Here is a 24,122-nt window from a genome sequence, read left to right as displayed (position 1 = left end):
ATTCTAAAGGAGAAAATACAATGACTTATAGTACCCCATTAATATTGCAAAGAGCCGATCCATATATATATAAACATACAGATGGCTATTACTATTTTAGTGCCTCTGTACCAGCTTATGATTTAATTGAATTACGTCGTTCTAAAACAATTGAAGGTTTACAAAATGCAATGCCACGAACAGTATGGCGAAAACACCCTACTGGATCTGGAAAACAAAGTGAACTTATTTGGGCGCCCGAAATTCACTTTATAAATAATAAATGGTACATCTACTATGCAGCCTCTCATACTACGGAATTCGATAAAAACGGTATGTTTCAACACAGAATGTTTTGTATTGAATGTGACGCATCGGACCCCATGATTTCTGAAGATGACTGGACCGAAAAAGGTCAAATTGAAACACCTCTGGACTCTTTTTCCTTAGACGCCACAGTTTTTGAACTTCAAAATAAATTATATTATGTTTGGGCTCAAAAAGATTTTGATATTAAGGGAAATTCTAATTTGTATATTGCTGAAATGTTAAATCCCTGGACTATTAAAGGTACGCCAATTATGCTATCAAAACCAGAATATGACTGGGAAACACGTGTATTTTCAGTTAATGAAGGACCAGCAGTATTGCACAAAAATGGTAAATTATTTATGACTTACTCTGGAAGTGCTACAGATGAAAACTACTGTATGGGTCTGCTCGTTGCGAATGATTCTGACGATATTTTGAATGCAGATTCTTGGGTTAAGCAAAAAGAACCAGTATTTGAATCAGACATTGCTAATGGTTTATTTGGACCAGGTCATAATTCATTTACCATTTCAGAAGATAATAAACATGATTTAATGGTCTATCACATTAGAAACTATACTGATATTAAAGGTGATCCGTTATATGATCCAAATAGACATACAATGGTTCAAAAAATAAGTTTTGATAATCGAGGGTATCCTGTATTTGGAAAACCCACTAAATTTGTTCAAAATTAAATACTCTAAAAAATACGTTGTTGATGATAGAATCTTCTATCCATCAATAACGTATTTTTGTTATGAAACATATTCTATAATTAGTCAAACAGAACTTAAGAGGTTAAAAATAACCATTTAACAATAATTAAACCTTTAAATCTCAATAAATATACTCTTTTTTATGTATCTTTCAATATCTATTCATCATTAACCTACCATGATGATTTAGTATCATCCTAACGTTTTCACAATCTAAAAAAATTAATCTTTGCGAAATACTACCTGCTCATTAATTTATGCGAACAAATAAATATATTGACATTTATCCGTATAAGTTTTATTCTTTTATTAAGAAAACGTTTCCAAAAAATTAGGAGGTCTCTATCATGACGATGGAAGCATTTACAAATCCACTTATTATTCAAAGAGCCGATCCATTCATTTACAAACATACGGATGGTTACTACTACTTTACTGCATCAGTACCAGCTTACAATTTAATTGAAATTCGCCGTGCAAAAACAATTGCCGGTTTGGCCCATGCTGCTCCAAGAACAATTTGGTTTAAACATGATGAAGGCGAAATGAGTAAATTAATTTGGGCACCGGAAATCCATTTCATTAACAATAAATGGTATATCTACTTTGCAGCTGCAGCTACAGAAGATATCGTTGATAACCTATTCACGCACAGAATGTACTGTATTGAATGTGATGCAGAAAGCCCAATGAACGATGAAGATTGGGTAGAAAAAGGTCAAGTCGTCACTGACAAAGATACTTTCTGCTTAGATGCAACAACATTCGAACATAACGGAAAATTATATTATATTTGGGCTCAAAAAGATAATGCTATTCGAGGTAATTCAAACCTCTATATTTCCGAAATGGAAAATCCTTGGACTTTAAAAACAAAGCCATTAATGTTAACAAAACCTGAATACGATTGGGAAACAGTTGGTTTTTGGGTCAATGAAGGTCCTGCTGTCATTGAACGAAATGGTAAAATCTTCATTACTTATTCTGCAAGTGCAACAGATGAAAACTATGCAATGGGTATGATTTCATGCGACTCAGACGCTGATGTCCTTGATATGGCTAATTGGGAAAAATCAAAAGACCCTATTTTCCAAAGTGACTTATCAACTAATCAATTTGGTCCTGGACATAATTCATTTACAGTTTCAGAAGATGGCAAAACAGATATCCTGGTTTACCATTGTCGCGATTATACAGAAATTAAAGGCGACCCACTTTACGATCCAAATCGTCATACCAAAGTTCAAGAATTTTCTTGGACTAAAGATGGTAAACCTTTCTTTGGAAAACCAGTCCCATACAACTACTTATAGACGGAGGATTATAATATGAATAATACATCAACATCACCAAAAGAAAATAAACATTTCTGGACCTTTGGAGGAGGATTCTTCTTCTACTTCTTCGTTTGGGCCATCGTCCTTACCTTCTTACCTATTTGGTTAGAAGAACAAGCTGGTTTAAACACTAGTGAATCAGGTTTCGTTTTCTCAGCAATGGCATTCGTTGCATTAATTTACCAACCATTTTTCGGTATCTTATCCGATAAATTAGTCTTTAAAAAGAATCTATTTGGCACTATCGTTGTTGCTGCAATGTTCATGGGACCTTTCTTCCAATGGGTCTTCATTCCCTTATTAGACATTAATGTTATTTTCGGTGCAATTGTAGCCAGTTTTTATTTGAGTTTTGTCTTTTACGCTGGAGTCGGTGTTATTGAATCTTATATTGAACGCGCAAGTCGTGCTAACGGATTTGAATATGGACGAGCTCGTTTATTCGGCTCAATTGCCGGTGCTACAGCTTCATTAGTGGGTGGTATCATCTTCGTTATGAACCCTTACAGTATTTTTTGGTTAGGAACAGTTTCAGCTATCATTTTATTTATTTTAATGTTTACTTTCAAAATTAACACAAATCATTTAGACCGTGTTGTCGGAGAAAATTCAGTTCCATTAACAAAAGAAACCATTTTAAATATCTTCAAAATTAAAAACTTTTGGATGTTATCACTTTTCATTATTGGTTCTGCATGTATGTATGATGTTTTCGATCAACAATTCCCTAACTATTACAAAACGTTTTTCGATTCAGCTTCATACGGCACAACAATGTTCAGTCGGTTAGTATCCTTACAAACTGGTCTTGAAGCTATCGTTATGATTTTCATGCCAGCATTAATCAACAAGATTGGCGCAAAAAAAGGCTTACTTTTATTTGGTCTTTTGACATTCGTTAGAATTTCAGGGAGTGCAATTGCACCAAATGCCCTTATTTTATCTTTAGTTAGATTGATTGCAGCATTTGAAATGCCATTATTACTTGTATCAATTATGAAATATATCACTGGCGCATTCGATATGCGTCTATCAGCAACGATTTACTTACTCGCATTTAATTTTGCTAAACAGTTATCAATCATGATTTTTTCTACTGTTGCTGGTACAATGTATACATCACTAGGCTACAAAGATTCTTACTTTATTATTGCCGCAATTGTCTTAACAATCACATTATTCTCAGTATTCTCACTGAAGAATGATCATATCTCAGTTCAACGAGAAGCAGCTGCCTATAAAAAACAAAAGGAGTAAACTAATGAAATCTGATAAATTAAAAATTGATCCAGAGGAATTTGCTAAATTAGTTATGCAATCAGAATCATGCTTGCGTGATACACCAGAAGCGACTGCAAAAGCAAATTTAACCTTATTCTTAACTGCAAAAGTCTTAGCAGAACGTTTCAACGATATTGAAGAAGAAGCCTTCAAACCTGACGTTTTAGCAGATTACGATATGACAATTGCACGACTACAAACAATGGCACTTTCATCATTCAGTAGCCATAAATAAAAATAATGGATTAACTACGAGATATCTCATAGTTAATCCATTATTTTTTTATTACCATATTAAGGTAATTTATTCCCAGCAGCACGATAAATCTCATACCATTCTTGATGTGTTAATTCAATTTCTGAAGCATCAGCAATTTCAACGATTCGACTTGCATTCATTGTCCCCGCAATCACCTGCATTTTAGCTGGGTGACGTAAGATAAATGCCGTCGCAATTCCAGTATTAGTTGTCCCTTTTTCTTTAGCCAAACGGTTTAAGACTTCATTCAATTCGGCAAACTTAGGATTGTCCAAGAATGTCCCCTCAAAAAAACCGTATTGGAATGGCGACCATGCTTGAATCGTCATTTTTTTGAGACGTGAGTACTCTAAAATACCACCATCACGGTTAATTCCAGCATCATTAACCATATTCACATTGGTTCCCAAATCAATCATCCCAGTATGCATAACGCCAAATTGAAGTTGGTTTACCAACAATTTCATATCTAAAGCTTGTTGTAATAATTCAACTTGTCCTGGATAAAAATTACTAACCCCAAAGTGGCGAACCTTACCAGAGACTTGTAATTTTTCAAATACGCGCGCAATTTCTTCAGGTTCCATCAATGTATCAGGTCTATGTAACAATAAACTATCAATGTATTCTGTATTTAAGCGTTTTAAAATGCCATCTACACTTTTTTCAATATGTTCAGCTGTAAAATTATATTCCACACCTGGCACAATTCCACATTTTGATTGAAAAATAACCTCTTCACGAGAAAGCCCAGTTTCAGCAAATCCTGCTGAAAAAACTTCTTCAGCTTTCCCTGCACCATAAATATCGGCGTGATCAAAGAAATTAATTCCATGGTCAACTGATGTTTGAATCATTTCTGCCGCTTGTCTGATCGATAATTCTGGCATGCGCATACAGCCTAATCCGACAGATGAAACTTGAAGATCACTACCACCCAAATTAATCATTTTCATTTTATTGCCCCTTTTCAAATGTTGCTTCAATTTTATCAGTTACACTTATAAAGCGCTATCAATAACCATTGTAAAATATATTACGTCTACAGTATATTTTACATAAAGCAAAACACAATACTAATTATTAAATATAATGATTAGTATTGTGTTTTTAATATTATATTATATTATTATTTTAACTTTATTCAACGTTGTCGTCACAATTAAACTGAGGACCAATATTCCTAAAAGCATCGTAAATGTTTGTCCGTATGCTAATACTACATGATTTTTTATTGTATCCGCCGTCGCTATTTTAGTCTCACTAACTAAATTTTGACTCAATACATTAGTTAACCAAACAACTGCTAGGGAATTAATAATTTGCATTGCTGAATTAATTAAAGGTGTTAGTCTCGAAACAACAGCCTTTGGTGCAGAACTAAGATTATAAGTACTAATCTGCATCATTGTCATTCCCTGTCCTAACCCTAATATAACAATCGTGATTAACAATGTTGTTGTATTCGTTTGTAATGTTAGTTGTGCTAAACGAATAATCCCGACAAACATTAAACTAATACCAGGTAAAGCGGCAGCCCTAACTCCCCAACGATCAAATAATTGCCCACCTATAAACATCCCTACAAAAGAAGCCAACGCCTGTGGTGCAATCATTTCACCGGCATGTAAAGGAGAAAATCCTTTAGCTGTTTGTAGGAAAAGTGGAATTAATAAAGTTGCCCCAAATAATACGATTTGATTTAACCAACTAACTAAAATTCCCCTTCTAAAACGATCTGCCTTAAATGCACTTAACGCCATTAAAGGATGTTCCTGTTTTAGTTCAACATAGACAAACGATATTAATAAAATGATCCCAATTAATAATATCGATGATGTTGTCCAATCTGTTAAAGCATAGTCTCCTAAACGATGAACGCCGTAGATTAACGTCACAAAGGCTAATGGTGATAATATTGCTCCTAAAATATCTAACCGCTCATCTTTAATCAATGCTCGCTTAGGTAAGTATCTCAGAACACAAATTGCTGCAACAATACCAATTGGTAAATTAATATAGAAAATTGCATGCCAGCTGGCGTAGCTCAATAACCATCCAGCTAAAACTGGTCCTGCAATTGGTGCAATTACCATTGGTAAGCCCAATAATGCCATTAACGAACCACGTTTATCGGCTGGTACTAATTTCCAAGATTCTGCCATACCAATTGGTCCAACTAAACCACCTGCCATACCTTGTAAACAACGAAATACAATCAACATTTCAATTGAATTTGACATCGAACAAAGAACGGAGAAGATAGTGAACCAAAGGATTGCAAGAAAGATAACGCGCCTTGCACCAAATCGATCAGATAACCATCCAGCTATTGGTGTAATAGCTGCTAAAGCAAGTGTATAACCTGTTACAGACCACTGTACTGTACTAAGTTGAGTTGAAAAAACGTGTTGTAATGATGGGATTGCCACATTCATAATTGTTGTATCCATCATTACTAACAACATCGCCAGAGCAACTGTTAATATTGCTGGTAAAACTGCCTTTAAAGAAAATTCTTTTGTTTCTACTTTTACTTTCAAAATTTAAAACTCCTTTCTAGAACAACGTTCTATAGCAATCACTCTAACACCGTTCTAGAAAGAAGTAAACCTTTCTTCATAAAAATAATTCGATTAATTATCATAAATATGCTTAAATCACTTTAAAATACTGCCTTTTTATCTAGTAATTAAATAAAAAAATCATCCGTTAGCTAAACTAACAGATGATTTCGATTTAATTATTTTGTTGTTGATCTAACCCCACTATGATTGTTTGTAAACTCCAAGTTAAGGCTGCTTCTGTCCCCATTTGTTGGAACAATCCCTTTTGATAGAGTCTTTTTAAGATTGTAATCTGTGAGCCTATTTGTTTATTTATTGCCAATTTTCCAATTGGCATTTGTGTTACATTTATTTTTTGAACTAAAAAATCACGTTCAAATGCTAAAATATAATTCAATAAAATTGAAATAGCATTAAATTTTTCACCATCACTCAATTTAAGGTCATCAATTACGACAAGAAGTTGTTCAGTTACCAACCAATAGTTATCGGTATCTGGCGGTAAACTAAGCATTAATTCTGCCGAATAAGGCCTTTTTCTCAATTCTTGCGCTAAGATAATACCATCTTGAAGTAATCGTTCTTGCCAAGTTCCATTCTTTTTAAATCTTTTTCCAGCAGAACCTGCTACCTCATTTATCAATTCATTAAAAATAGCATTTTTATTTTCAAAATGCCAATATAATGTTGATACCGATAAATCCACCTTTTTAGCCAACTTGCGCATAGAAAAAGTGTTAATCCCATCTTCTGCCAACAATTCCCAGGATGCTTGCACAATTTGTTCTTGATTTACTGAATCTGCCATAATCATTCACCTCTATATTATATAAATACTATCAGTTTAGTAATCACCTACATTATGTATTTTTTAGCTAATATATAACTTAATTTCCGCTGGCTTAGTCTCACTAATCACGTCACCGTTATGTACTGACAACATAACAGCAGCACGCGTATTCAACGCATCATAAAAATTATCACTAGCCATAATCACAAAACTAGCTGGTTTACCAACTTCAATACCATAATGATCCATAATATGCATCGCTTTAGCACCATTAGTTGTCACGAATCTATACGAATTCATAATTTGACTATAACCCATAATTTGCGTGGCATGTAACCCCATATGTAAGGCGTCCAACATATTTCCGTCTCCCATTGGATACCAAGGATCTTTAATATCATCCTCACCAAAAGCCACATTTAAACCATTTTCATCCAACTCTTTAACCCGTGTTAACCCACGGCGTTTTGGATAAGTGTCAAAACGGCCGCCCAAAAACATATTCACAAGTGGATTCGCAATAAAGTTCATTTCTGACATTTTTAATAAGCGCATTAATTTGTATAAATAAGCATCATTATATGACCCCATTGCCGTGGTATGCGAAGCGGTCACTTTGTCTTTCATCCCTGTTTCTAATGCCAATGTCGCAACTGTTTCTAGGCTACGAGAACTGGGATCATCAATTTCATCTGTATGTGCATCAAACAATAAGTTATATTTTTGTGCTAATTCAAAGGCAAAATGAAGGGATTCTACTGCATATTCACGATTAAATTCAAAATGCGGAATCGCCCCAATTGCATCCACCCCTAACTCAGCAGCTTCCGTCATTAATTCTTTACCATTTGGAAAAGATAAAATACCTTCTTGTGGAAATGCAACTAACTGTAGCTCCATCCAGGGTTTCACTTCTTCACGGACTTCAATTAAGGCTTTCAAGGCCACTAATTGCGGATCAGTTACATCAACATGCGAACGAACAAATTGAACGCCATGAGCGGCTTGCATTTTCAATGCTTTGATAGCGCGTCCCTTAACATCTTCACGGGTTAACGTCTTTTTACGCTCAGACCAAATTCGAATCCCATCGAATAAAGTGCCAGACTCATTCCATTCTGGATCTCCGACCGTCAAAGTTGAATCCAAATGAACATGCGGATCAACAAACGGTGGTAACATCAATTGATTGGTTGCATCAATAACTTGTTCGTCAGAATTAGGTTGTAAATTCAATCCAATTTCAGTGAATATTCCACCTTCTACGCGAACATCCTGTAATTTTGCTTCATTTTCAATATGTACTTGCTTAATTAACATCGCTATCACTCCTCATTAAATTCTTTATCATCCAAATTGTACATGACTCACACCTATTTTAATATTTATTTAGTCAAATAAAAAAAGAATTAATCCTAAGAGCCACTTAGAATTAATCCTTTAAATTTTGTTATTAGTTTTTTTCTGATTCTAATTTAGCTGATTCTTCTTCGATAAACTTAAAACCTGATTGTTTTTTTTCAGCTTGTGGATGTTTAGCACGTTCGTCCATTGCTTTTTGAGCCATTGCTTTGCGTTGTTCTTTACTCAACTTTGCCATTGCTATCGCCTCTTTTGATTTGGACAGTTAAATGTCTTTTAACTTCACCCTTAATTATAGTCCTCTTTCAGCAAAGTGGCACAAATTAAATAAATTTTATTAACAAATTGATATCACATTTTTAAACACAACTTCAACTCTAACAGGGTACACTCGTCATGTTAAAAATAATAGCCTACGATTTATCTACAACATGTCCTCCAAAACCATGACGCATTGCAGCAACAACTTTACCTGTAAAATTCGCATCAACGTTTCTCATCGATTCGTAGCGCATCATCACTGACAATGCAATAACTGGCGTTGGAACTTTGCTATCAAGTGCTTCTTGTAACGTCCACTGCCCTTCACCTGATGAATGCATGCGTCCAAGCAGTTCGTCTAGATGTGCATCGTCAGAAAATGCATCTTCCACAAGTTCCATTAACCAACTGCGAATAACTGACCCATGATTCCATAATTTAGCTACGGCTTCATTATCATAATCATATTGGCCACTCTCAAGAACGTCAAATCCTTCGCCAATTGCTTGCATCATTCCATATTCAATCCCATTATGCACCATTTTCAAGTAATGACCAGAACCTGCTGCCCCAGTATAAAGATAACCATCTTTTTCAGAAATCAATTTAAAAATTGAATCAAGATATTGATTAAATGCATCCGCATCATCCCCACCAATCATAAAGTTTCCGCCATTACGAGCGCCTGATTGACCTCCTGATGTCCCGCAATCAAAAAATTTCATTCCGGCTTCCGTCACGATTTTATTGTGTCTAAGTGAATCTTTAAAATTTGAATTACCGCCATCAACAATTAAATCATCCTTGCTAAGCAGTCCCGTCAATTTGACGATAGTCGCATCTGTTGGTGCACCAGCTGGCAACAACAACCATGTAATCTTAGTAGAACCTAATTTAGAAACAAAATCTTCAAGGCTTGAAGCTGAAATTGCACCCGCATCTTCCGCAGCCTTTACGTTTTCAGTTGCTAAGTCGAATCCAACAACCTCTATTCCATTATCAAGCATATTCTTTGTTAAGCTTAACCCCATCTTACCAAGTCCAATCATTCCAACACGCATATTAATAATCCTTCTTTCAGTTATTTTCTATTTTAAATTAAATTTTTTATTAACTTACAAATAATATTATTATTCACATCATAAACACACTTTCCTCACGTTTGATTGAGGAATTTAGATGTGTCTGCTGAAGTCTATAGTCTAACCCAAAAATAATCTGCCATTATTTAAATTTTAGCTAATCACTACTTTATAAGTCTTGTTGAAAATCCATTGGTGTATATAGTTTTAATAACTTGCTAAATATGAATTGTGCAATAAATCCAGCAACAATCGGAATAATTAGCCACGCAAAAATTCCAATTAATGGACTAATAAAATGGTTCATAACCGATGAAGGAACTGTAGAATCTTTAACTATTGATTGAATAGGCGAAACTAATCCGATAAACCCAAACCCAGCCGTAGTTGGTGTCCCCTGAATGTTAAATAACGCAACAGGAATACTTGATATCGCAGCCGTTAATAAAAATGGTAACATCGTAACTGGCTTCGCAAATACTGAAGGCATCATTCCCTTCATCGCCCCCAAAGCAATTGCAACAGTAACTCCCGGTTTATTAACTTTCCACGAATTAATTAATAAAACGATTGTTGTTGCGACAACACCCATGGCAGCGGCCCCAGAACCAATACCCGATAAACTAATTGCCAAAGCAATTCCAACCGTTGAAACTGGTGTAATAATAATAATTGAAAATGCCATAGCAATTAATATTGACATTGGAACAGGCGCAAACTTTGTAAACACCTCAACCAATTGACCAATCCACGCCGTAACGTCACCAACATAAGGCGCAATTGCTTTACCAAGTAGACCAACGCCACCACCCACAAAAATTGGACTTAGAATAATTGCGACTGATCCAAATCCTTTTAAATAATGGGCAACTAACCAAACAGTTACAACAGCAATAGATGCAACAATCATCGCATTAATGACATCGCCTGATCCAGAAGCAATATAAGCATTCATGGGCACCACAGAGTTTACTCCCGTCACCGGATTCCCCCATCCGACAGGTGCAATTGCCCATTTAATTGAGCCTGATGACACCATTGTAGCAATCGCAACAACCCCAACATCTAAAATTTTCATTTTAAATTGTAAGGCAACAGCCATACCAATTAAAAAGGGAATTAACGATGTAAATAGCGTTAAAATAGCACTTAAATCTGTTCCAAATGCAGTTGTACCCAACCCTGAGTACTGAATAATGTATTTCATAACAGCCGATGGCAAAACACCAATCAAGATTCCCTGCGCAGAACCAGATAAAACTTTAAAAAAGAAATCTTTCAAATGTAAATCGGTTTGGCCATTAAAAGCAACTGGTGCACTTTCTTTTGCCATACGTACATATTCTGTATCTTTTTTCTCTTCAATTTTATTGGACATACTGTTTTACCTCTTCCAAATTTTAAACCCTGATATCCCCATAACCTTTCTACACTTGTTCAAAATAATTAAAAAAATTTATTAAATATGTTTCCAAATCAAAAGTAAGTTAAATTTTTAACGATATTTTTGTCCGTCCATTAACACACGGGCAATATTAATTCTATTATTTTATCTATCGTTATTGTTTATTTGTTATAGCATATTCCTTACATGCTATAACAAATAAACAATAACATCTATTGAAAACGCTGTCAAAAATATTGTCCGATGCCGCTAATTATAACTTATCGTTATATTAGAAAGGATGATTTCATGACAATGCCTATCGCTTTGGTTATTATGACTGCGCTTATTTGCATCACAACTTTTATTACACTTGTGACATTAAAAGGAATGGATATGAAGTAGAAATTAAAATAAACGTAAAAAAATATGTTATTGGTAGAGAAACCTGTCAACAACATATTTTCTACGTTATTAAATTTACTGAAAATCGTATTCAATAAGACCCGAATAACCGCTTCCTACTTATTTTTTCTACCCTTCAATTGTGCAAGTTGCCCTTTGAATTCATCGCGGAATGTTCCAATATTTGAATCAACTTCCGTAACAACCGTATAATCAGCCCGCTCGCCATGTTCGCCAAAGTCCAATCCTTGTTTTTCCTCTTTTTCAGAAACACGCATTGGCACAATGGCTTTTAGAATCACTGCAATCACAATCACCATAATTGAAACGAAACCAATTGTCAGTACAGTCGCAATTAACTGCGTCCCAAATAACTTAAAGCCACCACCATAAAATAATCCGTTGTTAGTCACGGCCGAATTAACTGATTTAGTCGCAAAAAGTCCAGTTGCAATGCTACCAATAATGCCACTTAACCCGTGAGCACCAAAAGCGTCTAACGTATCATCAACACCTAATTTTATTTTAAGATAATTAATAAAGAAGTAACTGGCACACGTTCCAATAATCCCAATAGAAAATGCACCTGCCACAGTAACATACCCACAAGCTGGTGTTATCGCAACCAATCCACACAAAGTTCCAGTACAGACACCAACCAACGTCGGTTTACCCGTTCTAAAAACATCAATCATCATGTACGAAATCATCCCTGAGGCCGCAGCAACCGTAGTGGTCATTGTCGCTTGAATCGCAACATTGGAAATACCAAACGCACTTCCAGCATTGAATCCATACCAACCAATCCAGAGAATAGTTGTTCCTAATAAAACCCAAGGTAAATTATAATGTTCTGGTTCTTTATATTCGGCACGTTTACCCAGAAAAATTGAGAGAATAAGAGCTGTAATCCCCGCATTTATATGTACAACAGTTCCACCCGCAAAATCAAGCGTACCCATTTTGGCAAGAATGCCATTTGCACTCCAAACCATATGAACCATAGGATAATAAACTAAAATTGACCAAAAGATAATGAATAGAAATAAAAATTTAAATTTTATCCGTCCAACAACGGCTCCAACAAATAGAGCAGGTGTAATCACAGCAAACATCATCTCAAAAACGGCAAATAACCCATCCGGAATCTTCGTTGTCGTCATAGACATCTTTGTCATGCTAAAATTTCGGAGAAAGAATTGGTGCAAATCACCAAACATTCCAAAATGATCACCATGGAAAGCGAGGCTATACCCACAGAAAATCCAAAGTAAAATAGCTAAACCAGTAATAAAAAAAACTGAAAGCATTGTATTGACAACATTACGCTTTGATACGAGTCCACCATAGAAAAACGCCAACCCAGGCGTCATAAACAATACCAAGATACTTGCTAAAACTAAAAATGATGTATTTGCTTCGTTCAAATGCGTCCTCTCCCCTACCTTTAAAGTAACAACTACTTCTTATGTCATAAAACATAACATCAAGAACTCGTATCGTCAAGTAGTTCAGATGAAATGGTCTTAAAATTTGGTTATTCGTCACTTAAATCCAAATTCCCTACTCAAGGGTGTCATATTTTTTAACATTTAATCAATATAAATAGAAAAAAGGTCTCAGATAACTAGAATTAACGTTATCTAAGGCCTTATTTATTTTAAAAATTTATTATTTTGTTGGAATAGTTGGTGTTGCTCTAAAAGTATTTACAGTTTTATCCATCAAAATTTGTTCATTATTTCCTGAATCAAGAACGGTATTTTGAGTTGATTTCTTTTCAACTAGCACAGTAGTAACCGCAATTTTCTTTAATTCTTCAGTTGCTAATAACGCATCTACTTGTGCAGAAAATGCAGAATCGCCACTCCCCGATTGGATTTCCGTAGCAACAACATTATTATTTGCAATGTAATTACCATGTCCAGCAGCAAGTCGAATAATAACTGGCGTTGCTCCAGCCGGTTTAAGTGTCTCCTGATCAATTGTTTCTGAAAAATGATTCCCAATCACAGAATTATCATTCCCACTAATTGATAAAAGACCGTACAAATCATCCAATCCATTGTCGCGATGTTGCATAGGTGCCCATGGTTCTTGGTCATGCAACAAATGATTTGAAGAAACTAAGATTTCTGAACAATTTTCATCTAAAATAACCATTCCTGGATAAAAGGCGTGAAGACGATTATTTGTAACAGCTGATTTGGTTACCCCAGCCAATGAAATACTACTTGCACCTCGAGGGAAAATATTATTTGTTGTGATTAAAAGACCACCGAAGTTTTCAGCAAAAATACTGTACCCTTTAAATCCAGCTCCCATTAAATTCTCAGTCACTTTTGAAGCTTGACCCCATCCACGTAGCTCAATGCAGTTCCCACATTCGGCAATAAAATTATCATGAATGGTTAATGCATCAGCATTATAAATAGTGATTCCATGCTCTAAGTAAACAAAGCCCATTTCCGTAATCCGGAATGAATCTTGCGCACTCGCAACATAAATACCTGTTTTGCCATTCACATACGTATTTTCTGGGTTTTCTTCGCCTGAACCATCATCCACAAAATGTAGACCATCAATATTAAAATTAGAAAATTCAACTGAACTAATACGAGGATCGCCGTCTCTAGCAACATAAAAAGCTGCCCCATCAGATTCTTCATCAGTCGTTTTAGGATCTAGATCAACAAGAATACGACTACCACCAGGCCATAATTCATGTAAATTTGACCATTCATTTTCCGGTACATTAAATCGAATACTTGAAGACGTAAAGCCATGCCCAGATCCTTGAATTTTAAGAAAACTGATATCTATCAAGACTTGTGTCCGTAAATGATAATCAGCTGGTGGTAGATAAATAACTGCCCCAGGTTTGCCGCCATCATTGACGTCACTATCAGATTGTCGACTTTTAATATCAGCAATAATGCTATTAATAACTTCACCAATATCTTCATATGGATTCCCTACAGGCCATTCTGTTACGTCATAATAATTTTTATTTGTCATTATTTTAATCCTCCAATTTTGTTAAATCACACGATTTATTCAGATAATAATCTTTCAGCTAAAGCAAAATTACCGACATTTGCTGACCCATTATTAGCCACTTGTGGTGCTGTAATATATTGATCTAACGGTGGCACATCAACATAATCATTTAAAATATTTTTAAATTCTTGACGTACTTTTGCTAATAAGACCTCATTAGCAACTCCGCCACCAAAAACAATTTTGTTAGGACGCAAACTCAATGTTGTTTGAACAGCAGCTTGAGCAATATAGTAAGCCATAATATCCCATGTTTCATCTGTCAAAGGAACATCTTTACCTTTTTTACCAGTCCTTGCTTCAAATGTTGGACCAGCGACTAAACCTTCGAGACAGTCGCCATGAAATGGACAAATTCCTTTAAAATTAAGATCATTAGGATGTCTTTTCACTAAGACATGACCCATTTCAGGATGACCAATACCGCCAACTAAATGCCCGTCAATCACTGCCCCAGCACCAACACCAGTACCAATCGTGTAATACACTAGCGAATTAATTTTTTCATTAAATAACGTCGCCATCGTATATTCCCCATAGGCTGAACCATTAACATCCGTTGTCCAAAATGTTGGAACATCCAATTCTCCCTTAAGAAAACCCAAGAAATCAGTATCACTCCAACCTGGTTTTGGCGTCTTCGTAATAAACCCATATTTGGGTGAATTTTTTCTAATTTCAATAGGTCCAAATGAAGCCACACTAAGTGCAGTAATCTCAAACTGTTTAAAATAATCAACAACTGCCGTCAACGTTTCAACCGGTGTAGTTGTTGGAATTTGAATTTGATTTTCTACTCGATAGTCTTCATTACCCACTGCACAAACAAATTTCGTTCCACCCGCTTCAATGCTTCCTAATAACATTACCTATTTCCCCCAAGTTCATAAATTTTGATATCATAATTGATTGAATCACTACTAGTTTCAAGTGTAAGCTCTCTTTCATCGTAAATTCTTTCAGAGAAACAGGCCTCACCATCATTTATAAATAATTCCGCTGAACTATTATCCATTAATAAATGAACATCTAATTTACCAGAAACGGTCACTTTTGTTTCTCGAGGCAAGTCATCGTTATACTTTTGTAAGGTCACTTTACCGGTTTCAGCTTGATAGTTAAGTTCTAGCAACATTTTTTTGTCGCTATCTTGAACCTTAACCACGACATCATCTTGCCCCTCAAAGTTCGCTAAATATTCAAAACTCTTTGTAGGTGCTTCAAAAATAGTTGTATTATTGATAGGTTTAACAACATCCAATAACACTTTTTCACGTAATTTTTCAATTTCTCTAACTGGGGTCATCAATAACTTACCATCTTTTAGATTTAATTCTCTTGGAAATGTCAGTGCGCCTGCCCAACCATCTTGTTGTTCTGGCATCGCACTTTCCCACATATCCATCCACGCAAATATAATTCTTCTACCATCAGGTGCAAGCATTGATTGAGTTGCATAAAAATCATGTCCAAAATCTAATTCAGTAAATTCGCCATGACCTAAAGTATGTGTTGTTTTGTCAAATTTCCCCATTAAATAGCCCGTTTGGAAGAAATTTCTATATTTAAAGTGATCAGCTTTTATTCCTTGTGGTGACATAATCAAGACATCTTGCCCAGCAATTTCAAAAAGATCAGGACATTCCCATACAAAACCTTCAGAATCAATCGATTTAGCAGTTGCAATAGGCCCTAAATAATCCCAATGTTCCAGATCTTCTGAGCGATACATGATTACGCGACCTAATCCAGCTTGGTTCTTACTTCCGATTACAATGTAATAGTAACCCTCTTCATACCAAATCTTAGGATCTCTAAAATCAACAGCATTATCTTCAGGTGGCACTGAAATAACTGGATTACCTGCAAATTTTTCAAAGTTAATCCCATCATCACTAACTGCTAAGTTTTGATTTTGCCAATAACTATCTGGATCATTTTTATCTTTCAAATTATGTCCTGTATAAATTAAATAGAGTCGATCATCTTTCACGATAGCACTTCCAGAAAAACAACCATCTTGATCTTCTGAATCACCAGGGAACAAAGCAATTGGCAAACGTTCCCAATTGACTAAATCCTTACTTCTCGAATGACCCCAATGCATGGGACCCCATTTTGGTGATTCTGGATGATGTTGGTAAAAAATATGATAATAACCTTTAAAGAAACAAAAGCCATTTGGATCGTTCATCCAACCTGCTGGTGCCGTAATATGATAGTTCAAGCGATATCTTTCATTTGTTACTTCTGAATAATTAACAGTTTTATTTTTCAAAATTAGTTCTCCTCTCTTTTGTGTCAACCGGTTGTCATTAACCGAAAATAAAAAACGTGCACATTAGGCCGTTTCCCCTTTATACAATTGAACGGGTAGCACCACTTGCATGGGCGTTTCTTTACCTTCAATTTTTTTCATCAAAATATCAATAGCTGCATTCGCCATCTGTTCAATCGGTTGAATAATTGTTGTTAATTCAGGTTTAAATAATCTCACAACATCTGTTCCATCGTAACCAATAACCAATAAATCTTCTGGTACTCTTTTGCCATATTCTCTAGCTATTTTTATAATTAAACTAGCATCGGTATCATTCGAAGCAAAAATGCCGTCTACTCGTTTAAGATCTTCAAAAATACCTTTAAAGACTTTCGTTTTTTCTTCTTCCGTCCAATTAAAATCAACGGTATACGTCACAGCTGGCAAACCATGTTCACTCATTATTTCCTCGTACGCTCTACGTCTGTCTCGAGCAGGCGTTTCCAGATCATAAGGTCCATTAGTATGTACAATTGATGTTGCACCATGTTCTAACAGTCGTTCTGTCGCCATTCTACCACCATTATAATTATCGGAAGAAACAACTGGAATATCACCATTCATAATTCTATCTATTGCAACAATTGGTAAATTAGTATTGCGATATTCTTCAATTCCTTCGTTATGTGCCCCAACAATCAGACCATCTACCTGATTCGCCATCAGTTTACGTAAATAAACAGCTTCTTTTTCTGGATCATTTTTTGAATTACCAATAAGAACCTTGTAACCTTTATTAAAAAGTTGTGTTTCTAATTGATAGGCTAGTTGTCCAAAAAAAGGATTCGCAATTGTTGGAAAAATGAGCCCAATTAATTTCGTTTCTTTATTAAATAATTGTCTAGCAACATCATTGGGTTGATAATGTAATTCTTGCACAGCATCACGAACCTTTTTAACTGTTTTTTCACTGAGATAACCTCTGTTATTTAGCACTCTAGACACAGTCGTTTTAGAAACACCTGCCAATTCAGCGACATCATCAAGTTTTGGATTTTGCATTTTTTTGCTCCTAAGTAGTCTGATTTTAGTTAAGTTGTTACCGCTTAACTTTACGTACTCTTAGTTTAACATAAAATAACCAAAATCCTTATGTCCAGTACTAACTTTCTATACGGCTTCTTTTGCAGCTAATTCAGCTCTAACTTTGTTTTCGTTCTTTTCAAACTTACCATAGAAAAACATTGGAATTGAAGCAAGAATGAATAAAATTGCTGGAATCCAGATAAAACTTAAATTAATTCCTAACAATGATTGGCTCGTTTGTGCATGATTAGGTATATATCCAAAGAATTGCATCACTTGTGAAGGAATAAACCCACCGATTCCACTACCCGCTTTGACACAAAATGCACTTCCAATCGCCGTTAAAAAGCCACTAGCTCTAATGCCATTTTTCCATTGACCAAAATCAACTGCATCAGCCAACATTAGGAATGGCATTGCAGCTGCAACACCTGTTCCGATTGATCCTAAACAATATAAAATAACAACACCAACCTGATTGCTATCAACTACTTGAAGTAACATATTACAGATTGCTCCCATCAAAAGGGCCCCAATTAAAACGGTTCTTTTATTGGTCCGTTTAACTAGTAAGGGAATTGATACCATCCCAATAACAGCTACAACTGATAAAGAGCCAGCAACTGCAACCAATGATTTTGCATGAATATTGTATTGGAAATAATAAATCATGCCAGAACTTCTAACCGTTGTTCCAATCCAATAAAGTAAGTTAGAAATAACTAACAAAATCCAAGGCCAATTACTTTTCGTTGCTTTAACACTCTGTCTTAATGAAATTGATTTCGTAATTGTTGTATTAATTTCTCGTAAATTTAAAAATGCGATTAAGAATGCAATTATAGATATAATTCCTAAAATAATCATCGCATATGAAAATCCTTTACGATCATTGCCCTGACCTATCATTTGAACTAATGGTAAAACGACACCGTTAGCAACTAATAGCCCAACATTCCCCCCTACCATTCGATATGAATTCAAAACCGTTCTTTGGTCTGAATCATTCGTTAAGTTAGGTAAAATTGACGTCATTGGTGTACTAATTCCAGTATATAAAATACCTGCAATAACATAGACAACTGCTGCATAAATCACTTTAGATGAGCCTGATAAATTGGGCGTCGTAAATGTTAGCCACGTAAAAAACGCAAATGGCACACATAACCATAAAAAGTATGGCCGACTCTGGCCCCATTTTGTATGCGTATGATCAATTAGGAAGCCCCAGATTGGTGCATCAAACATATCTACACAACGTGTCACTAATAAAATAGTTCCTGCAACGCCAATCCCAATTCCAAAAACATCGGTATAAAAATAGAGCAAATACGTACTAATACTTACAAATAAGATGTTGCCACCAAAATCTGTAAGTGAGTAACTCAATTTTCGAAAAAGAGGTATTTCTTCAGCTTGGTTTGAACTTGTATCTACTTTATTTTCCATTTTATTTACCCCATTCTATTTGTTTAATAAACGTCATACTCCGATTAAAAAATAGCAATTGCTTGGATCAAATAAATCCACCACAAGGAAAGCGCTTTCCTAATGAATAATGAAAGTATAACTTGTTTTTATTTTTATGTCAACCGGTTGTCATCTTTATTTTAATTTCTATAATTGCACAAAAAAAGCAAATTCGAAAAGTACCACTACTAGCGTAGCGTTCACTTCAAATTTGCTTTTTTCTATTTTTTAAGATTATCTGCCAAAAAGTTTACAATATCTGGTTTCACAGCTTCTAAATAGCCCTTAGCGTGTTCAGATCCTACCATGAATCTAGTTGTTACAGGCACATTCAATTGCGTTAAACGTTCCGCAAATTTTAGCACGCCACTGTTTGGAACAAATTCATTTAACGAATTAGCTAAAAACATAGGCCCTGTTTTTTCAGTAATTTTGTGGTAAGGTGTCGCAATACTTGCTAACGATAAATCACCATTCAAATAATTTAAACTAAACCATTTGTAAAAAGGATCATTGGCACCATTTTGATTAATACCAGCTGTTTTTTGTAGTTCATCCAAATCTTGCGTTTGATTTTGAGCAGCAACAACACTTTGGTGTAATTGTAACCATTCATCAAAATCTAAAATACCAGATAATGAAATAGCTGGAAATCCATATTTGATACCCATTTCAACTGACATATTACCACCAGCTGAAGACCCTAAAACGGCCACATTATCAGACAAATCTTGTTTAGTTAGCCAGTTCATCAACTGATCCATATCTTCTAAAGGTGCTGGATAAGTATTGTCTGGTCCGATTCGATAATTAGGCGCGACCACTAAGTACCCTTCTTCGCCAAGAAAATGGCCAAGGTCAGTCTCTGTCTTTTTATCCCCACGGAACCAACCGCCGCCATGAATATCAATAACCGTCCCAACGATAGGTCTATCATCAGGTTCATACATATCAAGCGTCAATTCGGCTTTATCGCCATATTTAATATCATTTTTAACTTTAATCATTAGTCATCAGCTCCTAATTTTTGAATGATTAAAATTTGAGCCAATAAATCATTCTTTGCCTTTTCATAATTATCTAAATCTTTTTGAGTCGTGAATTTTGAATAAAACGCATCTAAGCCGTTTGCCGCAAATTCATACTCGAATCCATAAAGACGGTCATAGGCATCCGTAAACTTAACTAATGTTGGATGTTGTTTTCCCGACAACTGTAATGCCATTTGAATAGCGCGAAAATCAGTATAAGCTAGTTCAAATTGAACCGCCCAAGCCCGCATAAAATCGTGTTTAGCAATAATATGTAAATAATGATGCTCTGCCGTCCACTGTAATTTATCTAACGAATCTTTGACATCTATCATATTAGAATCCCCCTATTAACCTATCATTTTTAACACATGTACAGTGTAACTAAAAATTGATTTTATGACCAATAATTTGACTTTATTTAGTAAAAAAATAACCCTTCATTTATTTATTAATTCAAAAAATACCGACCAAGTAACCAGGTTAATCCAAACCCTGTCTACTTAATCGGTATTTTATTTTAAAATAGAAAATCCACTCTTATTACGCAAGAATACCGTCAATAAAGCTTTCTACTTCTACTCTTGTTTTGCGTTCTTTATTGACTAATCGTCCTGTTTCTTTCCCATTTTCATAAGCAATAAAACTTGGAATACCGAAAATGCCTAAATCCATAGCTAAATCTATATTCTCATCTCGATCTACACCTAAGAATGTATATTCTGGATATGCCGCTTCAATATTAGCCATTTCAGGTTTAATAAACGCACAATCTGGACACCATGTCGCAGAAAAGAAGAGCATATATTTACCATCTTTAAGTTGATCCATCAATTCTTTTTCATTCGTTACTTTTTCGATACTTTTCATTTTTATTACCCCCTGCTAACTTACTTTAAGTAAGTATACATCAAATTAACCCATTTACAATCATAATATGCTCATTAATAATCGTTATCTCCGATTAATTTAGTTTTTTTATTCCCAAGATATAAACTAAACGCAGAATATAACAACACAACGATGACAATCCATTGAATAACACTGGTATTAATGCTTTTTACCAAAAATACGGCAATTAAAACACCGATAATTCCGAAAACAGAAAATAACGTTATTTTTCTTGAATATTGATCTAATTTAATAAATTGCATACTTCCAATTGGCAAAGAAAATGCGCATCCACCCATCATAATTGGAAATGCAGCAATTGGATCCATGCCCATCGCATAAACAGTTGCCATCGTTAAGGAAAATGACCCAATGCCAATATTATTTAAGGCGCCATAAACAAATAATAAAAATCCAGTCACCACTAGTTTCCACCCAAATAGTTCCGTGGCAGTCCCATTCGCAGTAATTAACCCAACTTTACCTGCAATAATCAGCATTGTTGCCACAAGTAATCCAACAATCACAAATGATCTAATGGTCCTTTCAGGTAACTTAACAACAAATCTAGGCCCAATATAAGCGCCCATTACCTGGCAAATGATACAAACAAGCAACGTTTTAATACCAACGCTAATACTTGTAATATACGCCAACGACATGACAAAGATAGGAATAACATCCTGCGCATTTAAGGTTCCCGGCAGCTTTTTCATAGAAACCCAATTAGCTTTTGGAAATATGGCCGTTGATATCGCAAAATCAGATATGCCAAACGTTGAAAAGAAAAAAATGACAATTTGTGTTATCGGCGTCCAGATTGAACTTGCTGGTTCTTTCATAACATCTGATTTATGTTTGATTAAATCTCGTACAAAAAAATAAATAAACGTAAAATTAACACTAATAATTGCTGCAATCAATATTTTTTGCATGCTTAAATCTCCTTGTTCAATTTACTCATAAAAAACATTCATTATATCGAATACTTCATTTTATACTATATAATTAGTATTTTAAAGATTAAACCAAATATGAGAAAATGTTATTAAATAACCAAAACAAATGAAAAGACTAACCTCTAATAAAAAATAGAGATTAGTCTTTTCATTTATAAGGATTAGTTAGACACTTCAAGTACAGTTTTTAGAGATTTCCTCCATTTGTTTCAATTACATTTTTATACCAAACAAATGAATCTTTTTTATAACGTTTCATTGACCCATTACCTTCGTTATCACGATCAACATAAATCATGCCATAACGTTTTTTCATCTCTCCAGTTGTAAATGATACTAAATCAATCACTCCCCACGGCGTATAGCCCAAAACTTCTACACCATCATAATCGACTGCTTTTTCAATAGCCTGAATATGTTCTTTTATATAATTTACACGTTCAGGATCATGAATTTTATGATTCTCTTCAAGCTTATCAATTGCGCCAAACCCATTTTCAACAATAAATAATGGTAGTTGATAACGATCATACAATCTATTCAATGTATAGCGTAATCCGTCTGGATCAATTGCCCAGCCCCAATCGCTAGATTTAATATAAGGATTAGGAACTCCATTTGGTAAACCACCATTTACAACATCTCCCAAGTGATCTGCCTCAGCATCTGCTTTAACAACTGTTGACATATAGTAACTAAAACCTAGATAATCAACCGTTCCTTTTTTCAATATCTCCATATCACCTTCTTGAATTCCAACATCATAATGATGACGTTCGAACTCTTTTAGTGCATAACGTGGATACTCTCCCCGAACATGAACATCTGGAAAAAAGAAACGCTGATGCATTGCCTCTTCAGCAGCCATAATATCTTCTGGGTCACATGAATAAGGATAAATTGGCACGTGCGAGACCATACATCCAATTTCAAAATTAGGGTTAATTTTTTTACCAACGATAACAGCCTTAGCGCTGGCTAAAAGTTCATTATGTGCAACACGATACATAATTTCTTTTGGATTTTCACCGTCATTCACAATAACTCCGGAATTCGTCCACAAAAATATGGGATTATTTGTATCCATTTGATTATTTATTTCATTAAATGTCATCCAATATTTCACTTTAGATTGATAACGTTTAAAGCAGACTGATGCAAACTTTTCAAAAAAATCAATTAATTTACGATTTCTAAATCCACCATATTCTTTAGCTAAATGAAGTGGCATTTCAAAGTGTGACAAAGTAATGACAGGCTGAATCCCCTTTTTTAATAACTCATCAAAAACGTCATCATAAAATTGTAATCCAGCTTCATTTGGTTCACTCTCATCGCCCATTGGGAAAATGCGTGACCACGCAATAGATGTCCGTAAGCACTTCAATCCCATTTCAGAAAATAATTGAATATCTTCCTTGTAATGATGATAAAAATCAATTGCTTCATGGTTCGGATAAAATTTATCTGCTTCTACAGTTTCTGTAATTTCACGTGGAACACCGTTTGCTCCCGCCGTCATTACATCAATTACACTTGGTCCTTTTCCATCAGCATCCCAGCCGCCTTCAAATTGATGAGCAGCTAACGCACCACCCCATAAAAAATCTTTCGGTAATTTCGCCAT

General features: G+C 35.0%; 23 protein-coding genes. 5 read left to right on the top strand and 18 right to left on the bottom strand.

Annotated elements, in window-relative coordinates; all coding sequences use genetic code 11:
* The first annotated feature begins 20 nt into the window (after window positions 1–20).
* The 4 genes from ACVQ8P_RS05295 (at window position 21) to ACVQ8P_RS05280 (ending at window position 3,863) form a co-directional block, all read left to right on the top strand.
* Window positions 21–989, top strand: a complete 969-nt coding sequence (locus ACVQ8P_RS05295) for a glycoside hydrolase family 43 protein (protein WP_462298012.1) — start codon at window positions 21–23, stop codon at window positions 987–989.
* A 374-nt stretch (window positions 990–1,363) separates the two neighbouring features.
* Complete coding sequence (locus ACVQ8P_RS05290; protein ID WP_462298086.1) at window positions 1,364–2,323, top strand: glycoside hydrolase family 43 protein; 960 nt, start codon at window positions 1,364–1,366, stop codon at window positions 2,321–2,323.
* A 15-nt stretch (window positions 2,324–2,338) separates the two neighbouring features.
* Window positions 2,339–3,604, top strand: a complete 1,266-nt coding sequence (locus tag ACVQ8P_RS05285) for an oligosaccharide MFS transporter (protein ID WP_462298011.1) — start codon at window positions 2,339–2,341, stop codon at window positions 3,602–3,604.
* A gap of 4 nt (window positions 3,605–3,608) precedes the next feature.
* Window positions 3,609–3,863: a hypothetical protein gene (locus ACVQ8P_RS05280; protein ID WP_462298009.1), complete on the top strand. Its 255-nt coding sequence runs from the start codon at window positions 3,609–3,611 to the stop codon at window positions 3,861–3,863.
* 59 nt (window positions 3,864–3,922) lie between these two features.
* Here ACVQ8P_RS05280 and ACVQ8P_RS05275 read toward each other — a convergent pair whose 3' ends face one another.
* The 7 genes from ACVQ8P_RS05275 to ACVQ8P_RS05245 form a co-directional block, all read right to left on the bottom strand.
* The gene (locus ACVQ8P_RS05275) at window positions 3,923–4,843 is read right to left on the bottom strand and encodes an aldo/keto reductase (RefSeq protein ID WP_462298008.1); all 921 of its coding nucleotides are present in this window, start codon (window positions 4,841–4,843) and stop codon (window positions 3,923–3,925) included.
* Window positions 4,844–5,008: 165 nt separating this feature from the next.
* A complete protein-coding gene (locus ACVQ8P_RS05270) occupies window positions 5,009–6,430 on the bottom strand; it encodes an MDR family MFS transporter (protein WP_462298007.1) in 1,422 nt (473 codons plus the stop codon).
* Between the two features lie 196 nt (window positions 6,431–6,626).
* Window positions 6,627–7,262, bottom strand: coding sequence for a TetR/AcrR family transcriptional regulator (locus ACVQ8P_RS05265; protein WP_462298006.1), 636 nt, complete (start codon window positions 7,260–7,262; stop codon window positions 6,627–6,629).
* 63 nt (window positions 7,263–7,325) lie between these two features.
* Window positions 7,326–8,564, bottom strand: a complete 1,239-nt coding sequence (gene codA, locus ACVQ8P_RS05260; protein ID WP_462298004.1) for a cytosine deaminase — start codon at window positions 8,562–8,564, stop codon at window positions 7,326–7,328.
* 133 nt (window positions 8,565–8,697) lie between these two features.
* Window positions 8,698–8,844 carry a hypothetical protein gene (locus ACVQ8P_RS05255; protein WP_169787607.1) on the bottom strand — a complete coding sequence of 49 codons (147 nt, stop codon included), beginning with the start codon at window positions 8,842–8,844 and terminating at the stop codon, window positions 8,698–8,700.
* A 175-nt stretch (window positions 8,845–9,019) separates the two neighbouring features.
* On the bottom strand, window positions 9,020–9,928 hold the full coding sequence (gene gnd, locus ACVQ8P_RS05250; RefSeq protein WP_462298003.1) for a phosphogluconate dehydrogenase (NAD(+)-dependent, decarboxylating): 909 nt from the start codon (window positions 9,926–9,928) through the stop codon (window positions 9,020–9,022).
* A 190-nt stretch (window positions 9,929–10,118) separates the two neighbouring features.
* Window positions 10,119–11,327, bottom strand: a complete 1,209-nt coding sequence (locus ACVQ8P_RS05245; protein WP_462298002.1) for a PTS sugar transporter subunit IIC — start codon at window positions 11,325–11,327, stop codon at window positions 10,119–10,121.
* A 270-nt stretch (window positions 11,328–11,597) separates the two neighbouring features.
* Between ACVQ8P_RS05245 and ACVQ8P_RS05240 the strand changes: the two genes are divergently transcribed.
* Window positions 11,598–11,738, top strand: a complete 141-nt coding sequence (locus ACVQ8P_RS05240; protein WP_462298000.1) for a hypothetical protein — start codon at window positions 11,598–11,600, stop codon at window positions 11,736–11,738.
* Window positions 11,739–11,854: 116 nt separating this feature from the next.
* On the opposite strand, the gene ACVQ8P_RS05235 is transcribed toward ACVQ8P_RS05240, so the two are convergent.
* The 11 genes from ACVQ8P_RS05235 to ACVQ8P_RS05185 all read right to left on the bottom strand — a co-directional run bounded on the left by ACVQ8P_RS05235 (window position 11,855) and on the right by ACVQ8P_RS05185 (window position 24,122).
* A complete protein-coding gene (locus ACVQ8P_RS05235; protein WP_462297999.1) occupies window positions 11,855–13,165 on the bottom strand; it encodes an ammonium transporter in 1,311 nt (436 codons plus the stop codon).
* 244 nt (window positions 13,166–13,409) lie between these two features.
* A complete protein-coding gene (locus tag ACVQ8P_RS05230; RefSeq protein WP_462297997.1) occupies window positions 13,410–14,756 on the bottom strand; it encodes a NosD domain-containing protein in 1,347 nt (448 codons plus the stop codon).
* A 35-nt stretch (window positions 14,757–14,791) separates the two neighbouring features.
* Window positions 14,792–15,664: a fructokinase ScrK gene (gene scrK / locus ACVQ8P_RS05225; RefSeq protein WP_462297996.1), complete on the bottom strand. Its 873-nt coding sequence runs from the start codon at window positions 15,662–15,664 to the stop codon at window positions 14,792–14,794.
* On the bottom strand, window positions 15,664–17,076 hold the full coding sequence (locus ACVQ8P_RS05220) for a glycoside hydrolase family 32 protein (protein WP_462297994.1): 1,413 nt from the start codon (window positions 17,074–17,076) through the stop codon (window positions 15,664–15,666). The genes scrK and ACVQ8P_RS05220 overlap by 1 nt, the downstream gene beginning before the upstream one ends.
* 63 nt (window positions 17,077–17,139) lie before the next feature.
* The gene (locus tag ACVQ8P_RS05215) at window positions 17,140–18,120 is read right to left on the bottom strand and encodes a LacI family DNA-binding transcriptional regulator (RefSeq protein ID WP_462297993.1); all 981 of its coding nucleotides are present in this window, start codon (window positions 18,118–18,120) and stop codon (window positions 17,140–17,142) included.
* 108 nt (window positions 18,121–18,228) lie between these two features.
* Window positions 18,229–19,593 carry an MFS transporter gene (locus ACVQ8P_RS05210; protein ID WP_462297991.1) on the bottom strand — a complete coding sequence of 455 codons (1,365 nt, stop codon included), beginning with the start codon at window positions 19,591–19,593 and terminating at the stop codon, window positions 18,229–18,231.
* A 242-nt stretch (window positions 19,594–19,835) separates the two neighbouring features.
* Entirely contained in the window at window positions 19,836–20,621 is a 786-nt protein-coding gene (locus ACVQ8P_RS05205; protein WP_462297990.1) for an alpha/beta hydrolase, read from the bottom strand.
* The gene (locus ACVQ8P_RS05200) at window positions 20,621–20,980 is read right to left on the bottom strand and encodes a hypothetical protein (protein WP_462297988.1); all 360 of its coding nucleotides are present in this window, start codon (window positions 20,978–20,980) and stop codon (window positions 20,621–20,623) included. The genes ACVQ8P_RS05205 and ACVQ8P_RS05200 overlap by 1 nt, the downstream gene beginning before the upstream one ends.
* A 208-nt stretch (window positions 20,981–21,188) precedes the next feature.
* Window positions 21,189–21,515, bottom strand: coding sequence for a thioredoxin family protein (locus tag ACVQ8P_RS05195; protein WP_462297986.1), 327 nt, complete (start codon window positions 21,513–21,515; stop codon window positions 21,189–21,191).
* A 74-nt stretch (window positions 21,516–21,589) separates the two neighbouring features.
* Window positions 21,590–22,471, bottom strand: coding sequence for a sulfite exporter TauE/SafE family protein (locus ACVQ8P_RS05190; RefSeq protein WP_462297985.1), 882 nt, complete (start codon window positions 22,469–22,471; stop codon window positions 21,590–21,592).
* A 211-nt stretch (window positions 22,472–22,682) separates the two neighbouring features.
* A complete protein-coding gene (locus tag ACVQ8P_RS05185) occupies window positions 22,683–24,122 on the bottom strand; it encodes a 6-phospho-beta-glucosidase (protein WP_462297983.1) in 1,440 nt (479 codons plus the stop codon).

The organism is Dellaglioa sp. BT-FLS60 (genome assembly GCF_054941065.1).
The sequence above is the reverse complement of the archived record's forward strand: the minus strand, read 5'-3'. Positions and strand labels throughout refer to the sequence as shown.

Bases quoted from the DNA above. Each gene is read 5' to 3' on its own strand.
- ACVQ8P_RS05255 (WP_169787607.1), bottom strand. From the start codon at position 8,844: ATGGCAAAGTTGAGTAAAGAACAACGCAAAGCAATGGCTCAAAAAGCA.
- scrK (WP_462297996.1), bottom strand. From the start codon at position 15,664: ATGTTATTAGGAAGCATTGAAGCGGGTGGAACGAAATTTGTTTGTGCA.
- ACVQ8P_RS05240 (WP_462298000.1), top strand. From the start codon at position 11,598: ATGCCGCTAATTATAACTTATCGTTATATTAGAAAGGATGATTTCATG.
- ACVQ8P_RS05280 (WP_462298009.1), top strand. From the start codon at position 3,609: ATGAAATCTGATAAATTAAAAATTGATCCAGAGGAATTTGCTAAATTA.
- ACVQ8P_RS05265 (WP_462298006.1), bottom strand. From the start codon at position 7,262: ATGGCAGATTCAGTAAATCAAGAACAAATTGTGCAAGCATCCTGGGAA.
- ACVQ8P_RS05205 (WP_462297990.1), bottom strand. From the start codon at position 20,621: ATGATTAAAGTTAAAAATGATATTAAATATGGCGATAAAGCCGAATTG.
- ACVQ8P_RS05190 (WP_462297985.1), bottom strand. From the start codon at position 22,471: ATGCAAAAAATATTGATTGCAGCAATTATTAGTGTTAATTTTACGTTT.
- ACVQ8P_RS05295 (WP_462298012.1), top strand. From the start codon at position 21: ATGACTTATAGTACCCCATTAATATTGCAAAGAGCCGATCCATATATA.
- codA (WP_462298004.1), bottom strand. From the start codon at position 8,564: ATGTTAATTAAGCAAGTACATATTGAAAATGAAGCAAAATTACAGGAT.
- ACVQ8P_RS05285 (WP_462298011.1), top strand. From the start codon at position 2,339: ATGAATAATACATCAACATCACCAAAAGAAAATAAACATTTCTGGACC.
- ACVQ8P_RS05245 (WP_462298002.1), bottom strand. From the start codon at position 11,327: ATGTCCAATAAAATTGAAGAGAAAAAAGATACAGAATATGTACGTATG.
- ACVQ8P_RS05215 (WP_462297993.1), bottom strand. From the start codon at position 18,120: ATGCAAAATCCAAAACTTGATGATGTCGCTGAATTGGCAGGTGTTTCT.
- ACVQ8P_RS05275 (WP_462298008.1), bottom strand. From the start codon at position 4,843: ATGAAAATGATTAATTTGGGTGGTAGTGATCTTCAAGTTTCATCTGTC.
- gnd (WP_462298003.1), bottom strand. From the start codon at position 9,928: ATGCGTGTTGGAATGATTGGACTTGGTAAGATGGGGTTAAGCTTAACA.
- ACVQ8P_RS05290 (WP_462298086.1), top strand. From the start codon at position 1,364: ATGGAAGCATTTACAAATCCACTTATTATTCAAAGAGCCGATCCATTC.
- ACVQ8P_RS05200 (WP_462297988.1), bottom strand. From the start codon at position 20,980: ATGATAGATGTCAAAGATTCGTTAGATAAATTACAGTGGACGGCAGAG.
- ACVQ8P_RS05210 (WP_462297991.1), bottom strand. From the start codon at position 19,593: ATGGAAAATAAAGTAGATACAAGTTCAAACCAAGCTGAAGAAATACCT.
- ACVQ8P_RS05185 (WP_462297983.1), bottom strand. From the start codon at position 24,122: ATGGCGAAATTACCGAAAGATTTTTTATGGGGTGGTGCGTTAGCTGCT.
- ACVQ8P_RS05230 (WP_462297997.1), bottom strand. From the start codon at position 14,756: ATGACAAATAAAAATTATTATGACGTAACAGAATGGCCTGTAGGGAAT.
- ACVQ8P_RS05195 (WP_462297986.1), bottom strand. From the start codon at position 21,515: ATGAAAAGTATCGAAAAAGTAACGAATGAAAAAGAATTGATGGATCAA.